Genomic DNA, 19,989 nt, shown 5'->3' with positions numbered 1-19,989 from the left:
GCTACTTCTTCACTTCGACGACCGCGCGGATGGCCTTGGTCTTCTCTGCTGCCTCCGCCGGGGTGACGGGCTTCCCGGTCAGGCCGAGGTCGGCGAAGATCACCTCCACCGCGGTCGAGCGGTCCGCCCAGATGCAGATCGTGTTGCCGCCGGTGGTCTTGGTGGCCGAGGTGCTCAGCACCCCGCACTTGAGCTTGGCGCCGGGCGCGCCGCCGGTGCCCGCCGGGAACTCGGTGGGCCGGGTCCGCCAGGTGGCGGTGATGGTGGTGCCCGAGATCGTCTTGGGCTTGACGGCCTCCGTCTCCACCAGGGCCAGCACGAGGTCCGGGCTGGCGACGGCGCCGTAGCAGCCGATCACCTGCACCATCGACGTCTGGTTCTTGGTGTAGCTGCCGGCCACGGCGGTGCCGTCGGTGCAGGCCGGCTTCTGGCCGTCCGGGCCGGGGGTGGCCGGTGCCGAGGTGGCGCTCTTCTGGGTGTGGCCGTCCGGCAGGGCGGCCGGCAGTTCGAGCTTGTACGCGGCCGAGGCCGTGGTGCCGCCGCCCCCAGTGGTGCTGCCCGTGCTGCCGCCGCCCGAGCCGTCCTTGCCGGACAGGCCCCAGACGGCGAGGCCGCCGCCGATCAGCACCACGGCGCCGATCACCAGGCCGATGACCAGGCCGTTGTTGCTCTTCCGCGGGGTGGGCGGCGGGTAGCCGCCGGGGGAGCCGTAGGGCTGCTGGCCGGGCACCGGGGCGCCCGGGTAGCCGGGCTGGGCGCCGTACGGCGGGGCGGGCTGCTGCTGGGGGTAGCCGTACTGCGGCGGCTGCGGTGCGCCGTACGCGGGCGGCTGCGGCGCGCCGCCGTACTGGGGCGGCTGGCCGTACGGCTGCTGCGGCTGACCCTGCGGATACTGCTGACCCTGGCCGTACATGGAAAATCGGTCTCCCCCGCCACGGCGTTCCGCGGCCTGCTTCTCGGCGTACTCCTCGTCAGTACCCGCACGGTTCCCCGCGCGAGTATCCGGGCACGCTACCGCACGGCCGTCGGCACCCGCCGGGGTGGTCCGCACGGCAAGTGGTTCGTAACGGCGCCCCCCTCTTACGTAAACTGTGCGTCGTGACCGACACGACGAACCAGCGCCCCGAGAGCTCTTACCCCGGGGACGACGCAGCCACCCTCCCGACGACCTACGCCCCGGCCGAGGTAGAGGGCGAGCTGTACGAGCGCTGGGTGGAGCGGGGTTACTTCGGCGCCGACGCGAAGAGCGACAAGCCCGCCTACACCATCGTCATCCCGCCGCCGAACGTGACCGGTGCGCTGCACCTCGGCCACGCCTTCCAGCACACGCTGATGGACGCGCTGACCCGCCGCAAGCGGATGCTCGGCTTCGAGGCGCTCTGGCTGCCCGGCATGGACCACGCCGGCATCGCCACCCAGAACAAGGTCGAGCAGCAGCTCGCCGAGTCCGGCCTGTCCCGGCACGACCTGGGCCGCGAGGCCTTCGTCGAGAAGGTCTGGGAGTGGAAGGAGAACTACGGCGGCAAGATCCTCGGCCAGATGCGCCGCCTCGGCGACGGCGTCGACTGGTCGCGCGAGCGCTTCACCATGGACGAGGGCCTGTCGCAGGCCGTCCAGACCATCTTCAAGAAGCTCTTCGACGACGGCCTGATCTACCGCGCCGAGCGCATCATCAACTGGTGCCCGCGCTGCCTCACCGCGCTCTCCGACATCGAGGTCGAGCACGACGAGGTGCCGGGCGAGCTGGTCTCCATCCGCTACGGCGAGGGCGACGAGTCGATCGTGGTCGCCACCACCCGCGCCGAGACGATGCTGGGCGACACCGCGGTCGCCGTCCACCCGGACGACGAGCGCTACAAGCACCTGGTCGGCCGCACCATCAAGCTGCCGCTGACGGACCGCCGGATCCCGGTCGTCGCCGACGAACACGTGGACCCGGAGTTCGGCACCGGTGCCGTCAAGGTGACGCCGGCCCACGACCCGAACGACTTCGCCATCGGCCAGCGGCACGGCCTGGAGTCCCTGACCGTGATGGACGAGCGCGGTGTGATCACCGTGCACGGCCCGTTCCTCGGCCTGGACCGCTTCGAGGCCCGCTCCGCCGTGGTCGGCGCGCTGCGCTCCGAGGGGCGCATCGTCGGTGAGAAGCGCCCGTACATGCACGCCGTCGGCCACTGCTCGCGCTGCAAGACCGTGGTCGAGCCGCGCCTGTCGCTGCAGTGGTGGGTCAAGGTCGGCCCGCTCGCGCAGGCCGCCGGCGACGCCGTCCGCGACGGCCGGGTCCAGATCCACCCGAAGGAGCTGGAGAACCGCTACTTCAACTGGGTCGACAACATGCACGACTGGTGCATCTCGCGCCAGCTCTGGTGGGGCCACCGCATCCCGGTCTGGTACGGCCCGGACGGCGAGGTCGTCTGCGTGGGCCCGAACGAGGAGCCGCCCACCGGCGAGGGCTGGACGCAGGACACCGACGTCCTGGACACCTGGTTCTCCAGCGGCCTGTGGCCGTTCTCCACCCTCGGCTGGCCGGAGAAGACCCCGGACCTCGAGAAGTTCTACCCGACCGACGTCCTGCTGACCGGCCACGACATCATCTTCTTCTGGGTCGCCCGGATGATGATGTTCGGCCTGTACGCGATGGACGGCACCCCGCCGTTCCACACCATCGCGCTGACCGGCCTGGTCCGCGACGAGTTCGGCAAGAAGATGTCGAAGTCCTTCGGCAACGTCGTCGACCCGCTGGACTGGATGGACTCCTACGGCGCCGACGCCGTCCGCTTCACCCTGGCCCGCGGCGCCAACCCCGGCGCCGACGTGCCGATCGGCGAGAGCTGGGTCCAGGGCTCGCGCAACTTCTGCAACAAGATCTGGAACGCCACCCGCTTCGCACTGATGAACGGCGCGACGGTCGAGGGCCCGCTGCCGGGGCCGGAGGACCTGACGGCCGCCGACCGCTGGATCCTCTCCCGCCTCAACGCCGCCGTCGCCGAGGCCGACGCGCTGTACGACGACTACCAGTTCGCCAAGCTGTCGGACGCCCTCTTCCACTTCGCGTGGGACGAGGTGTTCGACTGGTACGTCGAGCTCTCCAAGACCACCCTGGCGGCCGGCGGCCCGCAGGCCGACGCCTCCCGCCGGGTGCTCGGCGAGGTCCTGGACGTCACACTGCGCCTGCTGCACCCGATCGTCCCGTTCGTCACCGACGCCCTGTGGACGACGCTCACCGGCGCCGAGTCGGTGGTCGTTGCAGAGTGGCCGAAGGACAGCGGCTACCGGGACGCGGACGCCGAGGCCGAGATCGCCACGCTCCAGCAGGTGGTCACCGAGGTCCGCCGGTTCCGCAACGACCAGGGCCTGCGGCCGAGCCAGCGCGTCCCGGCCAAGCTCGACCTGGCGGGCACCGTCCTGGTGCCGCACGAGGCCGCGATCCGCTCGCTGCTGCGCCTGACCGAGCCGGAGGAGGGTTTCGGGGCCACCGCCTCGCTGCCGGTCGCCGGTGCCACCGTCGCGCTGGACCTCTCCGGCACCATCGACGTGGCGGCCGAGCGCAAGCGCCTGCAGAAGGACCTCGCCGCGGCCGAGAAGGAGAAGGCGCAGACCACCGCCAAGCTCGGCAACGAGGCCTTCCTCGCCAAGGCGCCGGACGAGGTGGTCGCCAAGATCCGTGGCCGCCAGGAGGCCGCCGAGGCCGACATCGCCCGGATCACCGCCCAGCTGGCCGCCCTGCCGCAGGCCTGACGCACGGCACGAGGAGGGCCGCACCCCGCACGGGGTGCGGCCCTCCCGCGTTTTCCGGGTTCCGAATTGGGCCATTCGGTATATCGGCGCGGGTTCTTGATAGTCCGTTCGGCGGTATTTCATCGTGTGCGACCGAGGTCGGCCCGGTGAATCGCCGTGACCGATGTCCTGCCGATTTATCACCGTTTCTGCGTGCGCGCGTTCCGCCGGTGTTCGGAGTTGGGATGTGTACGGTGTGCAGATGTCCCCATTCGGGTGTGAGACTGACGGGAGGGCACGTCATGACGGCGACCAGGGAGTTGGCCGACGAACTGCCACAGCACGAGGTTGAGGCGGCAAAGGCCCGGGCGGCGGCTCTGCTTCTGGCATTCCGGCACGGGAACCAGCTGTCCTTCGACGAGCAGTTGGACCGTCTCTTCGCCGACCGCGTCGAACGCGAAGTCACCACCCTGCTGGTGTGGATCGCGGCCGAGGCCGTCCGCAAGGCGTACGCGCCCGAGGCCGCAGACCGGGTGCTGCGCGGGCTCGCCCGGCGCGCCCCCGCCGACGCCTCCGGCGTGCTGCTGGACGAGGAGGCCGCCGACCCGGCCAGGCTGATCGAGGCCGTCGACGCCGGTGACGTGGCGGCCGTCCGCGCCCTGGTCGCCGCCACCCCCGACACCACCTACCTGGTCGGCGGGCTGCTCCAGGCCGTCGCCATGATGCTGCCGCTGCTGCCCGAGGGCGAGAGCGCCGAGATCGCGGCCGAGCTCCGCCGCCGGCACGGCGGCCGCACCGCCCAGGTGCCCGGGGCCCGGCACGCCTGACCCGCCGGGGCGCAGGGCGGAGGCGTAAAACACGTGCAAAGCCTCATGTCCGCAAGCGGGTCGTGGCATGCACGCTACTAGGCAGAGTGTCAGCAACGGTCCTACCGTCGAGTACCGCAATGCATCCGCAACTCGACCGAGGAGCCGGTTTGCAACGACGCCCCCACCCGCGCAGATTCGCCGCCGCCACCCTTGCGGCGGCCCTGCTGGCCGTCTTCGCCCCCACCGCGGCCCCCACCGCCGCGGCCGCCCCCACCGCCGCCACCAACGACTACTGCGCCGGAAAGTGCCTGGACATCCTGCCGCCCGGCGAGAACGGCAATGCCACCCTCTCCGAGATCCTGCTCAACAAGGTCTTCGGCTCCCGCCCCGCCCACACCGACGACCAGCTCGGCCCCTACGGCAACCTCGCCGGCGCCTTCCCGCAACTGACCGAGGCCCAGCTGCGGAACTTCTTCAACGACGCCTCCTTCGGCGTCCCCGCCGACCAGGTCGCCTCCACCAGCCGCCCGCGCGCCGACGTCGCCATCGTCCGCGACAAGGCCACCGGCGTCCCCCACATCACCGGCACCACCCGCTACGGCACCGAGTTCGGCGCGGGCTACGCCGCCGCCCAGGACCGGCTCTGGGTGATGGACCTCTTCCGGCACGTCGGCCGCGGACAGCTCTCCGGCTTCGCCGGCGGCGCCGCCGCCAACCGGCAGCTGGAACAGAGCTTCTGGCAGGCCGCCCCCTACACCGAGGACGAACTCCAGCGGCAGATCGACGCCATCGCCGGCCGGGGCGACCGCGCCCGGCAGGCCCTCGCCGACGCGGGCGCCTACCTCGACGGCATCAACCAGTACATCCGCGAGGCCTACAACGGCCGGTACTTCCCCGGCGAGTACGACCTCACCGGCCACATCGACGCCGTGACCAACGCCGGGAGCATCGAGCCCTTCAAGCTCACCGACCTGGTCGCCCTCGCCTCCGTGGTCGGCGCCCTCTTCGGCTCCGGCGGCGGCGGCGAACTCGCCTCCGCCCAGGTCAGACTGGCCGCCGAGGCCCGCTACGGCCAGGCCGAGGGCGACCGGCTGTGGGCCTCGCTGCGCGAGGCCGACGACCCGGAGGCCGTCCTCACCCTGCACGACGGGCAGCGCTTCCCGTACGCCCTGCCGCCGGACGACCCGCAGGGCACCGCCCTCCCCGACCCCGGCTCGGTCGTCCCCGAGAAGATGGTCCACGACGCCACCGGCACCGGCACCCAGACCGCCACCACCGCCCCCGGCCTGCTGCCCGGCAACCTGCTCACCGCCAAGCACGGCATGTCCAACGCCCTGCTCGTCTCCGGCACGCACACCGACGACGGCCACCCCGTCGCCGTGTTCGGCCCGCAGACCGGCTACTTCGCCCCGCAGCTGCTCATGCTGGAGGAGATCCAGGGCCCGGGCATCAGCGCCCGCGGCGCCGCCTTCGCCGGCCTCAGCTTCTACGTGCAGCTCGGCCGCGGCCAGGACTACGCCTGGAGCGCCACCTCGGCCGGCCAGGACATCACCGACACCTACGCCGTCCCGCTCTGCACCACCGACGGCAGCCCGGCCACCCTCGCCGCCGACCACTACCTCTCGCGCGGCCGATGCCTGCCCATGGAACGCCTGGAGCGCAAGAACGCCTGGAAGCCCACCACCGCCGACTCCACCGCCGCAGGCTCCTACACCCTGGTGATGAACCGCACCGACTACGGCCTGGTCACCGCCCGCGGCACCGTCGGCGGCAGGCCCGTCGCCTTCACCTCGCTGCGCTCCACCTACCGCCACGAGGCCGACTCCATCATCGGCTTCCAGATGCTCAACGACCCCGGCGCCGTGCACGACGCCGCGAGCTTCCAGCAGGCCGCGCAGAACATCAACTACACCTTCAACTGGTTCTACGCGGACTCCCGGGACATCGCGTACTACAACTCCGGCACCAACCCGGTGCGCGCCCCCGGCGTCGACGGCGGCCTCCCCGTCCGCGCCGAACCCGCCTACGAGTGGCGGGACTTCGACCCCGCCGCCAACACCGCCCGGTACACCCCGCCCGCCGAGCACCCGCAATCGGTCAACCAGGACTACTACGTCTCCTGGAACAACAAGCAGGCCGCCGGCTTCGCCGCCGCCGGATTCGGCAACGGCTCCGTGCACCGCGGCAACCTGCTCGACGGCCGGGTGAAGGCCCTGATCGCCGGCGGAGGGAAGGCGAGCCGGGTCTCCCTCACCAAGGCCATGGAGTCCGCCGCCCTCGCCGACCTGCGCGCCGAGGACGTGCTGCCCGAACTGCTCAGGGTGATCCGCAGCGCCCCGGTCACCGACCCCGCGCTCGCCACCGCCGTGCAGAAACTGGAGGCCTGGAAGACCGCCGGGGGGCTCCGCCGCGAGACCTCCCCGGGCAGCCACAAGTACGCCGACGCGGACGCGATCCGCACCCTGGACGCCTGGTGGCCGCTGCTCGCCGACGCCGTCCTCCGCCCCGGCCTCGGCGACCCCCTGTTCACCGCGCTCACCGGCGCCCTGCAGATCAACGAGTCGCCCTCCGGCGGCCAGACCGGCCCCTCCGGAGGCCCGGTCAGTGCCAACGAGTCCATCCCGCACAAGGGCTCGGCCTTCCAGTACGGCTGGTGGAGCTGGGTCGACAAGGACCTGCGGTCCGTCCTCGGCGACCCGGTGGACGGGCCGCTCGCCCGCCCGTTCTGCGGCGGCGGCGACCTCGCGGCCTGCCGCACCGCCCTGCTCGACAGCCTGAGGAAGGCCGCCGCGCAGACCCCGGCCCAGGTCTACCCGGGCGACGCGGACTGCGCGGCCGGCGACCAGTGGTGCGCCGACTCGATCGTCCAGCGCCCGCTCGGCGGGGTCACCGACCCCAAGTCCACCTGGCAGAACCGGCCCACCTACCAGCAGGTCGTGCAGTTCCCGGCGCACCGCTGAGCCGCGCCGGCGCAGGCGCCGCGGCCCGGTCCGCCGGGTCGGGGTGCCTGCGCCGGGCACGCCCGGGACGCTACGTAGACTGGGGCCGTGAGCGACAAGGCCGAGCAGAACCCGTACACCACCCGCCCCTCCGACGCCGGGGCCACCGGCCCGGAGGCCGAGCTGCGGGCGGTGGAGACCGAACTCTCCGGCCGCTGGCCCGAGAACAAGCTGGAGCCCTCGCTCGACCGGATCGACGCCCTGATGGACATCCTGGGCCGGCCCCAGCGCTCCTACCCGTCGATCCACATCACCGGCACCAACGGCAAGACCTCGACCGCCCGCATGGTCGAGCAGCTGCTCGGCGCCTTCGAGCTGCGCACCGGCCGCTACACCAGCCCGCACGTCGAGTCGGTCACCGAGCGGATCAGCCTGGACGGCGCGCCGATCAGCGCCGAGAAGTTCGTCGAGACCTACCGCGACATCGAGCCCTACGTGCGGATGGTGGACGAGAGCCAGCCGGTGGCGATGTCCTTCTTCGAGGTGCTGACCGGCATGGCGTACGCGGCCTTCGCCGACGCCCCGGTGGACGTCGCCGTGGTCGAGGTCGGCATGGGCGGCTCCTGGGACGCCACCAACGTCATCGACGCCGCCGTCGCGGTGATCACCCCGATCGGCCTGGACCACACCGACAAGCTGGGCGACACCCCCGGCGCGATCGCGGTGGAGAAGTCCGGGATCATCAAGCAGGGCGCGCTCGCCGTCGTCGCCCAGCAGCAGCTGGACGCCGCGCAGACCATCCTCAAGCGCGCCGTCGAGGTGGACGCCACCGTCGCCCGCGAGGGCATCGAGTTCGGCGTGATCCGCCGCGAGGTCGCGGTCGGCGGCCAGCTGGTCACCCTGCGCGGACTCGGCGGCGCCGAGTACGAGGACGTCTTCATCCCGCTCCACGGCGCCTACCAGGCGCACAACGCCGCCCTCGCGCTCGCCGCGGTCGAGGCGTTCTTCGGCGTCGGTGCGGCCGGCGGCGGCCAGCTCGACGCGGACAAGGTCCGCCGGGCGTTCTCCGGGGTCTCCTCGCCGGGCCGCCTGGAGGTCGTCCGCCGCAGCCCCACCGTCATCCTGGACGCCGCGCACAACCCGCACGGCGCCGAGGCCACCGTCGCCGCGATCGGCGAGGCCTTCGGCTTCACCAAGCTGGTCGGTGTGATCGGCACCAGCGGCGACAAGGACGTCTCGGGCCTCCTGGAGGTCTTCGAGCCGATCCTCGCCGAGGTCGTCATCACCCAGAACTCCACCCACCGCGCGATGCCCGTCGACGAGCTGGCCGCGCTCGCCGTGGAGATCTTCGGTGAGGATCGTGTGCAGGTCGAGCCCCGGCTGGACGACGCCATCGACGCGGCCGTCACCCTCGCCGAGGAGGAGGACCTCGGCGGCGCCGGCGTCCTGGTCACCGGCTCGGTCATCACGGTGGGCGAGGCACGCCTGCTGTTCGGAAGGAAGTAGCCACCGATGCGGACCCTCTGCTCCTCGACCCTGATCGGCGAGGCCCTGCTCATCCTCTTCGCCGGCCTGGTCGCCATGCAGCTCTCCGACGTGCCCGCCGGCACGATCTGGGCGGTCAGCGGTGTCGCCATGGCGCTCTGCGTGCTGCTCTGCGGCATGATCGAGCGCCCCGGCGCGGTGGCGATCGGCTGGGTGCTGCAGATCGGCCTGATCGCCAGCGGCCTGGTGCTGCCCACCATGTACGGCCTCGGTGCGGTCTTCGCCGGGCTGTGGTGGTGCTCGGTGCACTACGGCCGCAAGATCGACGTCATCAAGGCAGCCCGCGCCGCCGAGGCCGCACAGGCCGCCTGACCCGCTCTGAGCGGCCCTTTCGTATCCGCGGGCCGCGCACCCAGGTAGGGTCTGCGGTGGCGCACTCACCCTGCCGAAGCCGATCCCCTGGAGCCCCACCGTGTCCCAGCGCACTCTCGTCCTGCTCAAGCCCGACGCCGTCAAGCGCGGCCTGGCCGGCGAGATCATCAGCCGTATCGAGCGCAAGGCGAACTGGCGGCTCGTCGCCCTGGAGCTGCGCACCTTCGACCGGGCGACGCTGGAGCAGCACTACGCCGAGCACGTCGGCCGCCCGTTCTACGAGCCGCTGCTGGAGTTCATGACCTCCGGCCCGTCGATCGCGCTGATCGTCGAGGGCGAGAACGTCATCCCCGGCATCCGCGCGCTGGCCGGCGCCACCGACCCGCTGCAGGCCGGCCCCGGCACCATCCGCGGCGACTACGCCACCATCACCCGTGAGAACCTGATCCACGCCTCCGACTCGGAGGCCTCCTCCGAGCGCGAGATCAAGATCTTCTTCCCCGCTCACGCCTGATCCCGTCTGACGTACGCCCAGGTCGGGCCGGGTGCAACCGCCCTGGCCCGACCAGGTGGAATCGGGCGGACCGGCCCCGAAAACGCGGAACCCGGAGCGCCGACACGGCGTCCCAATCCCGGGAAGAGCAGATCGGTCGCCGGAGAATGGCCAGCATGCCGTACCTCGCCGTCCGCGGTGAGCGGGCCTGGCTACGATGGACGCAACTCATGGGCCCGGTACGGCTGCTCAGCTGATGTCAGCCCTGTCGTGGGCGCGCGCGATCGGCCCACTCCCCGCACATGCACACCGAGCTCGGGAAGGCACTGCACACCCCATGGCCAACAATCTGTCGTTCATCGGCCGTGACATGGCGATCGACCTCGGCACTGCCAACACGCTGGTGTACGTCAGGGGCAAGGGGATCGTCCTCAACGAGCCGTCGGTCGTCGCGGTGAACACCAACACCGGCGGCATCCTGGCGGTCGGCGCCGAGGCGAAGAAGATGATCGGGCGCACGCCCGGCAACATCGTCGCCATCCGCCCGCTCAAGGACGGCGTCATCGCCGACTTCGAGATCACCGAGCGGATGCTCCGCTACTTCATCCTCAAGATCCACCGGCGCCGCTACCTGGCCCGCCCGCGCGTCGTCGTCTGCGTGCCCTCCGGCATCACCGGCGTCGAGCGCCGCGCCGTCATCGAGGCCAGCGCCCAGGCCGGCGCCCGCCAGGTGCACATCATCGAGGAGCCGATGGCCGCCGCGATCGGCGCCGGCCTGCCGGTGCACGAGCCCACCGGCAACATGGTCGTCGACGTCGGCGGCGGCACCACCGAGGTCGCCGTGATCTCCCTCGGAGGGATCGTCACCGCGCAGTCCCTGCGGGTCGCCGGCGACGAGCTGGACAACGCCATCGTCCAGCACATCAAGAAGGAGTACAGCCTCCTCCTCGGCGAGCGCAGCGCCGAGCAGATCAAGATGTCGATCGGCTCCGCCTTCGCACTGGAGGGCGAGAAGGACGAGCACGCCGAGATCCGCGGCCGCGACCTCGTCAGCGGTCTGCCCAAGACCGTCGTCATCTCCGCCGCCGAGATCCGCGAGGCCATCGACGAGCCGGTGGACTCCATCATCGACGCGGTGAAGACCACCCTCGACCAGTGCCCGCCCGAGCTCGCCGGCGACGTCATGGACCGCGGCATCGTGCTCACCGGCGGCGGCGCACTGCTGCGCGGCCTCGACGAGCGGCTGCGCCGCGAGACCGGCATGCCCATCCACATCGCGGAGAACCCGCTGGACTCGGTCGCCCTCGGCGCCGGCAAGTGCGTCGAGGAGTTCGAGGCACTCCAGCAGGTCCTGGACGCCCAGCCGCGCCGCTAGCCCCTCCCGAGGGGGGCGACCGGCGCACACGGCGTCACATCTCCAACTGAACAACCGGTACCAGGGAACGAAGGGGCGCTCCAGCACCGTGAGGGACACACGAGAGAGCCGACTACTGCTCATCCTGCTGGTCGCGGTCGCCTTCGCCCTGATCACCGTCGACATCAAGGGGGGCGAGGACTCGCCGCTCAGCGGGGCCCGCCGGGCGGCCGCCGGCCTGCTCGGCCCGGTCGAGCGCGGCGCGTCCGGCCTGGTCGACCCGGTGGCCGGCACCGTCCGCGCCGTCCGGGACGCCTCCACCCACCAGCAGCGCCTCGACCAGATCACCCGGGAGAACACCGAGCTGCGCCAGCGGCTCGCCTCCTCCGACACCGCGTCCGGCCGCACCAAGCAGCTCGACGACCTGCTGCGCACCGCCGGCAACGGCGGATACACCATCAAGGCCGCCCAGGTCATCGCGATCGGCGCGGCCCAGGGCTTCTCCTGGACGATCACCATCGACGCCGGCAGCGACGACGGCCTCACCCGCGACATGACCGTCATCAACGGCCAGGGCCTGGTCGGCCGGGTCACCACCGTCGCCCCGACCACCGCCACCGTGCTGCTCGCCTCCGACCCCGGCTTCACCGTCGGCACCCGGCTGGAGGGCAGCGACGAGATCGGCTTCGCGGCCGGCCAGGGCACCAGCCCGATGAAGGTCCAGCTGCTCAACGGCCGGGCCAAGGTCCAGGCCGGCGACCGGGTCGTCACCTTCGGCTCGCAGAGCGGCCGCCCGTTCGTCCCCGGCACGCCGGTGGGCCGGGTCGTCGAGGTCCAGGCCACGCCCGGCGAGCTCACCAAGACGATCCTGGTCGAACCGTACGTGCAGTTCACCCGGCTCGACCTGGTCGGCGTCGTGGTGGTTCCGCCGCGCAGCGACCCGCGTGACGGGGTGCTGCCGCCCAAGCCGACCGCTGCCGCGGCGAACCCGCCGGCCACCGCCCCGGCGCAGCCCACCGCCTCCACACCCGCAGGGGGGAACTGACCGTGCGTCCGAACCGCATCCTGCTCTCCGCCGTCCTGCTGCTGCTCGGCCTGGTCGTCCAGGTCAGCGTGCTCGGCCGGCTCCAGCTGCCCGGGGCCACCCCGGACCTCCTGATGCTCGTCGTGGTCGGCCTCGCCCTGGTGTACGGCCCGACCGGCGGCTGCCTGGCCGGCTTCACCGCCGGCCTGCTCGCCGACCTCGCCCCGCCCTCCGACCACGCCATCGGCCGGTACGCCCTGGTGCTCTGCCTGGTCGGCTACGCCGCCGGCCTGCTCCGCCCCGAGGGCGGCCGGCAGCGCTCCGCGGTGAGCGCCCTGATGGTCGTCGCCGTCGCGGCCGTGGTCTCCACCGGCCTGTACGCCTCGGTCGGCGCGCTGGTCGGCGACACCGCGGCCCGTCACGTCGGCCTCGCCGGGCTGGTGTTCAGCGCCCTGCTGTACGACGTGCTGCTCGCGCCGTTCGTGGTCCCGGCCGTGATGATGCTCGCCCGCCGCTTCGACGGCGGCGGCAGCAGCACGGAGACCGAGGACCCGGGGGGCTCCGGCCTCGGCAGCCTCGCCCGGTACAAGACCACCCGGGAGTCCTCGCCGATGCCGACCGGCCGCAAGAAGCGCGTCCTCGGCCTCGCCCGCCGCCCCTGACGCACCCGCCGACCTCCGAGGAGGATTCCCCCCAGTGAGCAACATCCCGGAGACCGGGCGCACCCAGCGGGTGACGATCCGGCTGGTGGTGCTGCAGATCCTGGTGCTGTCGCTGCTCGCCACCCTCGGCGGGCGGCTGTGGTACCTGCAGATCCGGACGGGCAGCCAGTACGCCGCGCAGGCGCAAGGGAACCACATCCGGGAGGTCGTGGAGCCCGCCGTCCGCGGCGAGATCCTGGACGCCTCCGGCCGGGTGCTGGTCGGCAACCAGACCAAGCTGGTCGTCTCCGTCAGCCGTACCTCCCTGCTGCAGCAGAAGGACCGCGGCAAGGCCGTGCTGAGCCGGCTCGCCGAGGTCCTCGGACTGCCCGCCAAGGAGGTCCAGGACAAGGTCCGGCTGTGCGACGCCAAGACGCCCAAGCCGTGCTGGAACGGCTCGCCCTACCAGCCGATCCCGGTCACCCAGCAGGCCACCACCCAGCAGGCGCTGCAGATCATGGAGCGCCGCGAGGACTTCCCCGGCGTCACCGCGCAGTCGACCGCCCTCCGCCGCTACACCGGCGTGGAGGGCGCCAACGCCTCCCAGGTGCTCGGCTACCTCTCGCCGGTCACCGACGAGGAGGTCACCAAGAGCGCCGACAAGACCGGCCGGGAGCGCCGGCTGCCCAGCGACCAGATCGGCCGGGCCGGCCTGGAGGCCGTCTACGACGACGACCTGCGCGGCACCACCGGCATCGACAAGCTGGAGGTCGACAACCTCGGCAAGGTCATCGGCAGCGCCGGCACCGTCCCCGCGCAGTCCGGCAACAACCTGGTGACCAGCATCGACGCCCGGGTGCAGAAGGCCGTCGAGGACAACCTCGCCCAGGCCATGGCGGACGCCCGCAAGGTCTACGACGACGAGACCCACAAGAACTTCGAGGCCGACTCCGGCGCCGTCGTGGTGATGGACGTCAAGACCGGCCGGATCATCGCCATGGCCAGCGCCCCGACCTTCGACCCCAACATCTGGGTCGGCGGCATCTCGGCCAAGGACTACCAGGCGCTGACCAGCAAGGAGTCCAACTACCCGCTGATCAACCGGGCCATACAGGGCCAGTCCGCCCCCGGCTCCACCTTCAAGGTGGTCTCCGCCGCCGCGGCCGCCCAGGCCGGCTACCCGCTCAGCAGCAACTACCCCTGCCCGAGCAGCCTGACCATCGGCGGCCGCGAGTTCAAGAACTTCGAGAGCCAGGGCCACGGCTCCATCACCCTGGCCCGTGCCCTGGAGGTCTCCTGCGACACCGTCTTCTACGGACTGGCCTACGACCAGTGGATGAAGGACGGCGGCATCAAGCCCAAGAAGGACGCCAAGGACTGGTTCTTCGTCACCGCCAAGCAGTTCGGCCTCGGCGCCAAGACCGGCATCGACCTCCCCAGCGAGGTCACCGGGCGCATCCCGGACCGCCAGTGGAAGCAGTCCTACTACGACGCCAACAAGGACGCCTGGTGCGAGCAGGCCAAGACCGCCAAGCCGGACGACTACGCGGCGCAGATCGCCAAGGAGAACTGCGTCGACGGCTACATCATGCGCGCCGGTGACCTGGTCAACTACTCCATCGGCCAGGGCGACACCCTCGTCACCCCGCTCCAGATGGCCCGCATCTACGCGGCCCTCGCCAACGGCGGCACGCTCTACCGGCCGACCATCGGCAAGGCGATCATGAGCCCGGACGGCAAGCTGGTCCGCGAGATCGCCCCGCACGTCGACGGGAAGATCCCCACCGACGAGAAGACCCTGGAGTACATCGACGACGCCACCAAGGGCGTCATCGAGCGGGGCACCGCCGCCTGGAAGTTCACCGGCGTCGGCTGGCCGCAGAAGCAGATCGAGCTGCACGCCAAGACCGGTACCGCCGAGGTCGCCGGCAAGCAGACCACCTCGTACCTGACCACCTACAGCCGCGACTACGCCGTCGTCATGACGATGAGCCAGGCCGGTACCGGCTCGGGCGCCTCGGGCGACGCCGTCCGCCGCATCTACCAGGCGCTGTACGGCGTCGACGACAAGGGCACCATCGACAACGGCAAGGCCCTGCTGCCCAAGCCGCAGGCCGAGCTGCCGAAGTTCAACCCGGACGGCACCGCCATCATCAAGCAGGCGTCCTTCACCGACGGCCTCACCGGCAGCCGCACCTTCCTCGACCCGGTCCCGGGCCCGGCCACCGGCACCGGCCCCGCCGTCCTCTCGCTGGCCGCCCTGGAGCCCGCCCGCGCCACCGGAAGGAGCCGGGGATGACCTCGTACGGCTCGTACCGCACCGTCCGGCTCGCGCCGCAGCGCGGCTCGATCTCCAAGGCACTCGCCAAGGACTCGCCGCTGCGCCGGATGGACTGGATCATGATCCTGGCCGCCCTGGCACTGTCCTTCGGCAGCTCGCTGCTGGTCTGGTCCGCCACCCGCGGCCGGGACGCCCTCACCCACGGCGACCCGCAGTACTTCCTCTACCGGCACCTCACCAACGCCCTGGTCGGCGTGGTCCTGTGCGCCGTGACCGTCGGGATAGGGACACGGCGGCTGCGCACCGCGGTGCCGTTCGTCTACCTCGGCGTCCTGCTCATGCTGGTCGTCACCCTCACCCCGCTCGGCTCCACCATCAACGGCCAGCACTCCTGGATCCAGTTCGGCGGCGGCTTTTCGCTGCAGCCGGCCGAGTTCGCCAAGCTGTCCATCGTGATGGGCATGGCCGTGGTGCTCTCCGCCCGGGTCGACGCGGGCGAACGGGAGTTCCCGTCCTCGCGCAGCGTCGTCCAGGCGCTGGTGCTCTCCGCCGTACCGATGGGCGTCATCATGCTGATGCCCGACCTCGGCTCGGTCATGGTCATGGGCGTCGTCATCATGGGCGTCCTGCTCGCCTCCGGCGCCGCCCGGCGCTGGGTGTTCGGCCTGATCGCCGCCGGCGCCGGCGGGGCGGTGCTGATCTGGAAGCTCGGCGTGCTGAGCAAGTACCAGATCGACCGCTTCGCCGCCTTCGCCAACCCCTCGCTCGACCCGGCCGGCGTCGGCTACAACACCGCCCAGGCCCGCATCGCCATCGGCTCCGGCGGACTCACCGGCATGGGCCTCTTCCACGGCTTCCAGACCACCGGCCAGTTCGTCCCCGAGCAGCAGACCGACTTCGTGTTCAGTGTCGCCGGCGAGGAACTCGGCTTCGTCGGCGGCATCGCCCTGATCGGCCTGCTCGGCGTCATCCTCTGGCGCGCCTGCAAGATCGCCCGCCAGGCCACCGACCTGTACGGCACCGTGCTGGCGGCCGGCATCATCACCTGGTTCGCCTTCCAGGCCTTCGAGAACATCGGGATGAACCTCGGCATCATGCCGGTGGCCGGCATCCCGCTGCCGTTCGTCTCCTACGGCGGCTCCTCGATGTTCGCCGTCTGGATCGGCATAGGGCTGCTCCAGTCGGTCCGCTCCCAGCGGCCGATAGGGGTCTGACCCGGCGGCTCACAGCAGCGCCCCGGCGGCGGCCACCACCGCCCGGGCCTGGTGCGCCACCTGCTCGCCGACCGGCACCGGGCGCACCCCGAAACCCGTCCGGAAACGCTCCACGTGCGCGGCCAGCAGCCGCCCGGCCCGGCGCCGCAACTCCGCGGCGGCCGGGCCCTCGGCGCCTTGGAGCAGCCGCACCAGCAGCGCCGCGATCCGCACCGGCATCCGCGCCGTCTGGATCGCCACCCCCGCCAGGTGCGCCCCGCTCAGCACCGACAGCGAACCCACGTCGGCCGCCACCGCCTCCGGTGACCAGTCCAGCGCGAGCTGCGGCACGATCGACAGGTGCCACAGTGCGGACCGCAGCAGCGGCCCCTCCGGCGCCGGCAGCAGCGGCCGGGCCAGCGCCAGCAGCTCCGCCAGCGGCTCGGTCTCCCGCAGCAGCACACCCGCCGCCTCGCCCAGCGCCCCGGCCGGATCGGGATGCGGGGCCGCATCCGCCACCCCCGGCGCTGCCCACATCGGCACCTCCACCACCGCCGTCACCCCGCCGTGCCGCTGCACGTACGACCACGTCGAGTGCGCCGAATTCTCCGCCAGCGCCGCGAACCGGTCCTTCGCCCCCGCCGCCGGCATCACGTACAGCCCCGGCCCCGGGCTCGGCCAGAAGAACGCGTCGTACGGGCCGCGCTCCAACGGCAGCCCCGCCGCCGCCGCGGACCGGGCGAACGGCTCCGCCAGCCCCGGCACCGGACCGGTCAGCTGCACGAACGTGCCGCCGACGTCCACCCCGTGCAGCGAGCACTGCAGGAACGGCCGCAGCTCGTCGATCACCGTCGTCAGCGCGGCCGTCTCCGGCAGCGCCGCCCGCCCCGAACCCGCCGCCGGCAGCCACTCCGGCTGGTCCTCCAGCGCCGGCCGGTAGAACGAGCGGTAGTGCCGCTCCATGGTGAGCGGCCCGCCCAGCCAGCCCTCGTTCAGCGCCGCACCGTCCGGATCGAGGCACAGCAGCACGTTCCAGGTCACCTCGCCACCGCGGCGCAGCTCCGGCTCCTGCACCGCCCGCTCGGCCAGGTGCAGCGCCGTCGCGGTGCCGACCGGCTCGTTGGGGTGCGGCCCGCCGACCGCCAGCACGTGCCGCGGCCCGCGGCCCACCGACACCAGCACCAGCGGCCGCCCGCCCCGCGAGCGGCCGACCTGCCGCACCGCGACCAGACCGGGATGCAGCTCCGCCAGCCGGGCCGCCCGGACGGCGGCCTGCCCCGCGGACAGGTACCGGCCCGACCCGCTCGGCCGCGCGGCGACCGCGCGCACCCCCGCCCTGCTCACGCCGCCGCTGCCCGTCCAGCGCAGACCCGACTCCCGTGTGACCCAGGCCCGTTGGACACAGCAGCTCCCGTGGAATCGTCGGTGCGCCGGCATGTGGGATGTGCCCCGTCAGTAGTCCACGAGTGCACGGAGGGTGTCAACACCGTTGCAGCGCGCGGAACACCGGGCGGCACCCGCACCGGCCCGGCCGCCCGTGCGCACCGGCCCGCCGTCCGGGCGGACAGGAGGAGCGGCCGGTTCGGCTACCCTTGAGGATCACCCCGTCCACGTCTCAAAGGGCTCACCGCATGTCAGTCGAATCGGTCTTCCCACGCCTGGAGGCCCTCCTCCCGCACGTCCAGAAGCCGATCCAGTACGTCGGCGGCGAGCTCAACTCGACCGTGAAGGACTGGGACAGCTGCGACGTGCGCTGGGCCCTCATGTACCCCGACGCCTACGAGGTCGGCCTCCCCAACCAGGGCGTCATGATCCTCTACGAGGTGCTCAACGAGCGCGAGGGCGTCCTCGCCGAGCGCACCTACAGCGTCTGGCCCGACCTCGAGGCCCTGATGCGCGAGCACGGCGTCCCGCAGTTCACCGTCGACGCCCACCGCCCGGTGAAGGCCTTCGACGTGTTCGGCCTGTCCTTCTCCACCGAGCTCGGCTACACCAACATGCTGACCGCGCTCGACCTCGCGGGCATCCCGCTGGAGTCCAAGGACCGCGGCGTCGACGACCCGATCGTCCTCGCCGGCGGCCACGCCGCCTTCAACCCCGAGCCGATCGCCGACTTCCTCGACTGCGCCGTCGTCGGCGACGGCGAGCAGGCCGTCCTCGACGTCTCCGAGATCGTCCGGGCCTGGAAGGCCGAGGGCCGCCCCGGCGGCCGCGACGAGGTGCTGCTGCGCCTCGCGAAGACCGGCGGCGTGTACGTGCCGCGCTTCTACGACGTCGAGTACCTGCCGGACGGCCGGATCGGCCGCGTCGTGCCCAACCGTCCCGGCGTCCCGTGGCGGGTCTCCAAGCACACCGTCATGGACCTCGACGAGTGGCCCTACCCCAAGCAGCCGCTCGTTCCGCTCGCCGAGACCGTCCACGAGCGGATGTCGGTGGAGATCTTCCGCGGCTGCACCCGCGGCTGCCGCTTCTGCCAGGCCGGCATGATCACGCGCCCCGTGCGGGAGCGAAGCATCACCGGCATCGGCGAGATGGTCGACCGCGGCCTCAAGGCCACCGGCTTCGAGGAGGTCGGCCTGCTCTCGCTGTCCAGTGCCGACCACTCCGAGATCGCCGACGTCACCAAGGGCCTCGCCGACCGCTACGCCGAGGACAAGATCGGCCTGTCGCTGCCGTCCACCCGCGTCGACGCCTTCAACATCGACCTGGCGAACGAGCTCTCCCGCAACGGCCGCCGCTCCGGTCTGACCTTCGCCCCCGAGGGCGGCAGCGAGCGCATCCGCAAGGTGATCAACAAGATGGTGTCCGAGGAGGACCTCATCAACACGGTCGCCACCGCCTACGGCAACGGCTGGCGCCAGGTGAAGCTGTACTTCATGTGCGGCCTGCCCACCGAGACCGACGAGGACGTCCTCCAGATCGGCGAGATGGCGAAGAACGTCATCGCCAAGGGCCGCGAGGTCACCGGCGGCAACGACATCCGCTGCACCGTCTCCATCGGCGGCTTCGTGCCCAAGCCGCACACCCCCTTCCAGTGGGCGCCGCAGCTCTCCGCCGAGGACACCGACGCCCGCCTCGCCAAGCTGCGCGACTCCATCCGGCACGACCGCAAGTTCGGCAAGAACATCGGCTTCCGCTACCACGACGGCAAGCCCGGCATCGTCGAGGGCCTGCTCTCCCGCGGCGACCGCCGGATCGGCGCCGTCATCCGCGCCGTCTACGACGACGGCGGCCGCTTCGACGGCTGGCGCGAGCACTTCTCCTACGACCGCTGGATGGCCTGCGCCGAGAAGGGTCTCGCCGGCACCGGCGTCGACGTCGACTGGTACACCACCCGCGAGCGCACCTACGAGGAGGTGCTGCCCTGGGACCACCTGGACAGCGGCCTCGACAAGGACTGGCTCTGGGAGGACTGGCAGGACGCCCTCGAAGAGGTCGAGGTCGAGGACTGCCGCTGGACCCCGTGCTTCGACTGCGGCGTGTGTCCTCAGATGGACACCCACATCCAGGTCGGCCCGACCGGCAAGAAGCTGCTGCCGCTGACCGTGGTCAACGCCCCGGGCGGTGCGAAGGCCGAGCACTCGCACGCGTGACACCACGCGCGAGGCGGCCCGGCGGCCGGTACGGAGGTTTCCTCCGTGCCGGCCGCCGGCCGTTGGCTCCGGTGGCCGGGATCTCCGG

14 protein-coding genes are annotated in these 19,989 nt (G+C 72.0%); 12 read left to right on the top strand and 2 right to left on the bottom strand.

What is annotated here, in order from left to right:
- Position 1 precedes the first annotated feature (1 nt).
- Complete coding sequence (locus tag AB0M03_RS30220; RefSeq protein ID WP_363497006.1) at positions 2–913, bottom strand: hypothetical protein; 912 nt, start codon at positions 911–913, stop codon at positions 2–4.
- A 185-nt stretch (positions 914–1,098) separates the two neighbouring features.
- Here AB0M03_RS30220 and AB0M03_RS30215 point away from each other — a divergent pair, with 185 nt between their 5' ends.
- The 11 genes from AB0M03_RS30215 to AB0M03_RS30165 all read left to right on the top strand — a co-directional run bounded on the left by AB0M03_RS30215 (position 1,099) and on the right by AB0M03_RS30165 (position 16,329).
- Positions 1,099–3,738, top strand: a complete 2,640-nt coding sequence (locus AB0M03_RS30215) for a valine--tRNA ligase (protein WP_363497003.1) — start codon at positions 1,099–1,101, stop codon at positions 3,736–3,738.
- A 281-nt stretch (positions 3,739–4,019) separates the two neighbouring features.
- Positions 4,020–4,544 carry a hypothetical protein gene (locus AB0M03_RS30210; protein ID WP_363497000.1) on the top strand — a complete coding sequence of 175 codons (525 nt, stop codon included), beginning with the start codon at positions 4,020–4,022 and terminating at the stop codon, positions 4,542–4,544.
- Positions 4,545–4,750: 206 nt separating this feature from the next.
- Positions 4,751–7,486, top strand: a complete 2,736-nt coding sequence (locus AB0M03_RS30205) for a penicillin acylase family protein (RefSeq protein ID WP_363497040.1) — start codon at positions 4,751–4,753, stop codon at positions 7,484–7,486.
- A gap of 162 nt (positions 7,487–7,648) precedes the next feature.
- Positions 7,649–8,971 carry a folylpolyglutamate synthase/dihydrofolate synthase family protein gene (locus AB0M03_RS30200; protein ID WP_363497037.1) on the top strand — a complete coding sequence of 441 codons (1,323 nt, stop codon included), beginning with the start codon at positions 7,649–7,651 and terminating at the stop codon, positions 8,969–8,971.
- A gap of 6 nt (positions 8,972–8,977) precedes the next feature.
- Entirely contained in the window at positions 8,978–9,322 is a 345-nt protein-coding gene (locus AB0M03_RS30195) for a DUF4233 domain-containing protein (protein WP_363496997.1), read from the top strand.
- 100 nt (positions 9,323–9,422) lie between these two features.
- Entirely contained in the window at positions 9,423–9,836 is a 414-nt protein-coding gene (gene ndk, locus AB0M03_RS30190; protein WP_363496995.1) for a nucleoside-diphosphate kinase, read from the top strand.
- Positions 9,837–10,164: 328 nt separating this feature from the next.
- Positions 10,165–11,190 (top strand): rod shape-determining protein, encoded by a 1,026-nt coding sequence (locus tag AB0M03_RS30185; protein WP_363497034.1) that lies wholly within the window; start codon positions 10,165–10,167, stop codon positions 11,188–11,190.
- Between the two features lie 88 nt (positions 11,191–11,278).
- Positions 11,279–12,214, top strand: coding sequence for a rod shape-determining protein MreC (gene mreC / locus AB0M03_RS30180; protein ID WP_363496992.1), 936 nt, complete (start codon positions 11,279–11,281; stop codon positions 12,212–12,214).
- 2 nt (positions 12,215–12,216) lie between these two features.
- Complete coding sequence (mreD, locus tag AB0M03_RS30175) at positions 12,217–12,855, top strand: rod shape-determining protein MreD (protein WP_363496989.1); 639 nt, start codon at positions 12,217–12,219, stop codon at positions 12,853–12,855.
- Between the two features lie 34 nt (positions 12,856–12,889).
- On the top strand, positions 12,890–15,133 hold the full coding sequence (gene mrdA, locus AB0M03_RS30170) for a penicillin-binding protein 2 (protein ID WP_363496986.1): 2,244 nt from the start codon (positions 12,890–12,892) through the stop codon (positions 15,131–15,133).
- On the top strand, positions 15,130–16,329 hold the full coding sequence (locus AB0M03_RS30165) for an FtsW/RodA/SpoVE family cell cycle protein (RefSeq protein ID WP_363496983.1): 1,200 nt from the start codon (positions 15,130–15,132) through the stop codon (positions 16,327–16,329). Before mrdA ends, AB0M03_RS30165 begins: the two co-directional genes overlap by 4 nt.
- A gap of 9 nt (positions 16,330–16,338) precedes the next feature.
- On the opposite strand, the gene AB0M03_RS30160 is transcribed toward AB0M03_RS30165, so the two are convergent.
- Positions 16,339–17,637 carry a M14 family zinc carboxypeptidase gene (locus tag AB0M03_RS30160; RefSeq protein ID WP_363496981.1) on the bottom strand — a complete coding sequence of 433 codons (1,299 nt, stop codon included), beginning with the start codon at positions 17,635–17,637 and terminating at the stop codon, positions 16,339–16,341.
- Between the two features lie 302 nt (positions 17,638–17,939).
- On the opposite strand from AB0M03_RS30160, the gene AB0M03_RS30155 reads away from it, so the two are divergent.
- The gene (locus AB0M03_RS30155) at positions 17,940–19,901 is read left to right on the top strand and encodes a TIGR03960 family B12-binding radical SAM protein (RefSeq protein WP_363496978.1); all 1,962 of its coding nucleotides are present in this window, start codon (positions 17,940–17,942) and stop codon (positions 19,899–19,901) included.
- Positions 19,902–19,989: the final 88 nt, after the last annotated feature.

This window comes from Kitasatospora sp. NPDC051914 (genome assembly GCF_040680995.1).
Classification (GTDB): Bacteria; Actinomycetota; Actinomycetes; order Streptomycetales; family Streptomycetaceae; genus Kitasatospora.
The sequence above is the reverse complement of the archived record's forward strand: the minus strand, read 5'-3'. Positions and strand labels throughout refer to the sequence as shown.

Excerpts from the sequence above, each read along its gene's own strand:
- AB0M03_RS30210 (WP_363497000.1), top strand. The coding sequence starts at position 4,020 with ATGACGGCGACCAGGGAGTTGGCCGACGAACTGCCACAGCACGAGGTT.
- AB0M03_RS30165 (WP_363496983.1), top strand. The coding sequence starts at position 15,130 with ATGACCTCGTACGGCTCGTACCGCACCGTCCGGCTCGCGCCGCAGCGC.
- AB0M03_RS30195 (WP_363496997.1), top strand. The coding sequence starts at position 8,978 with ATGCGGACCCTCTGCTCCTCGACCCTGATCGGCGAGGCCCTGCTCATC.
- AB0M03_RS30220 (WP_363497006.1), bottom strand. The coding sequence starts at position 913 with ATGTACGGCCAGGGTCAGCAGTATCCGCAGGGTCAGCCGCAGCAGCCG.
- AB0M03_RS30155 (WP_363496978.1), top strand. The coding sequence starts at position 17,940 with ATGTCAGTCGAATCGGTCTTCCCACGCCTGGAGGCCCTCCTCCCGCAC.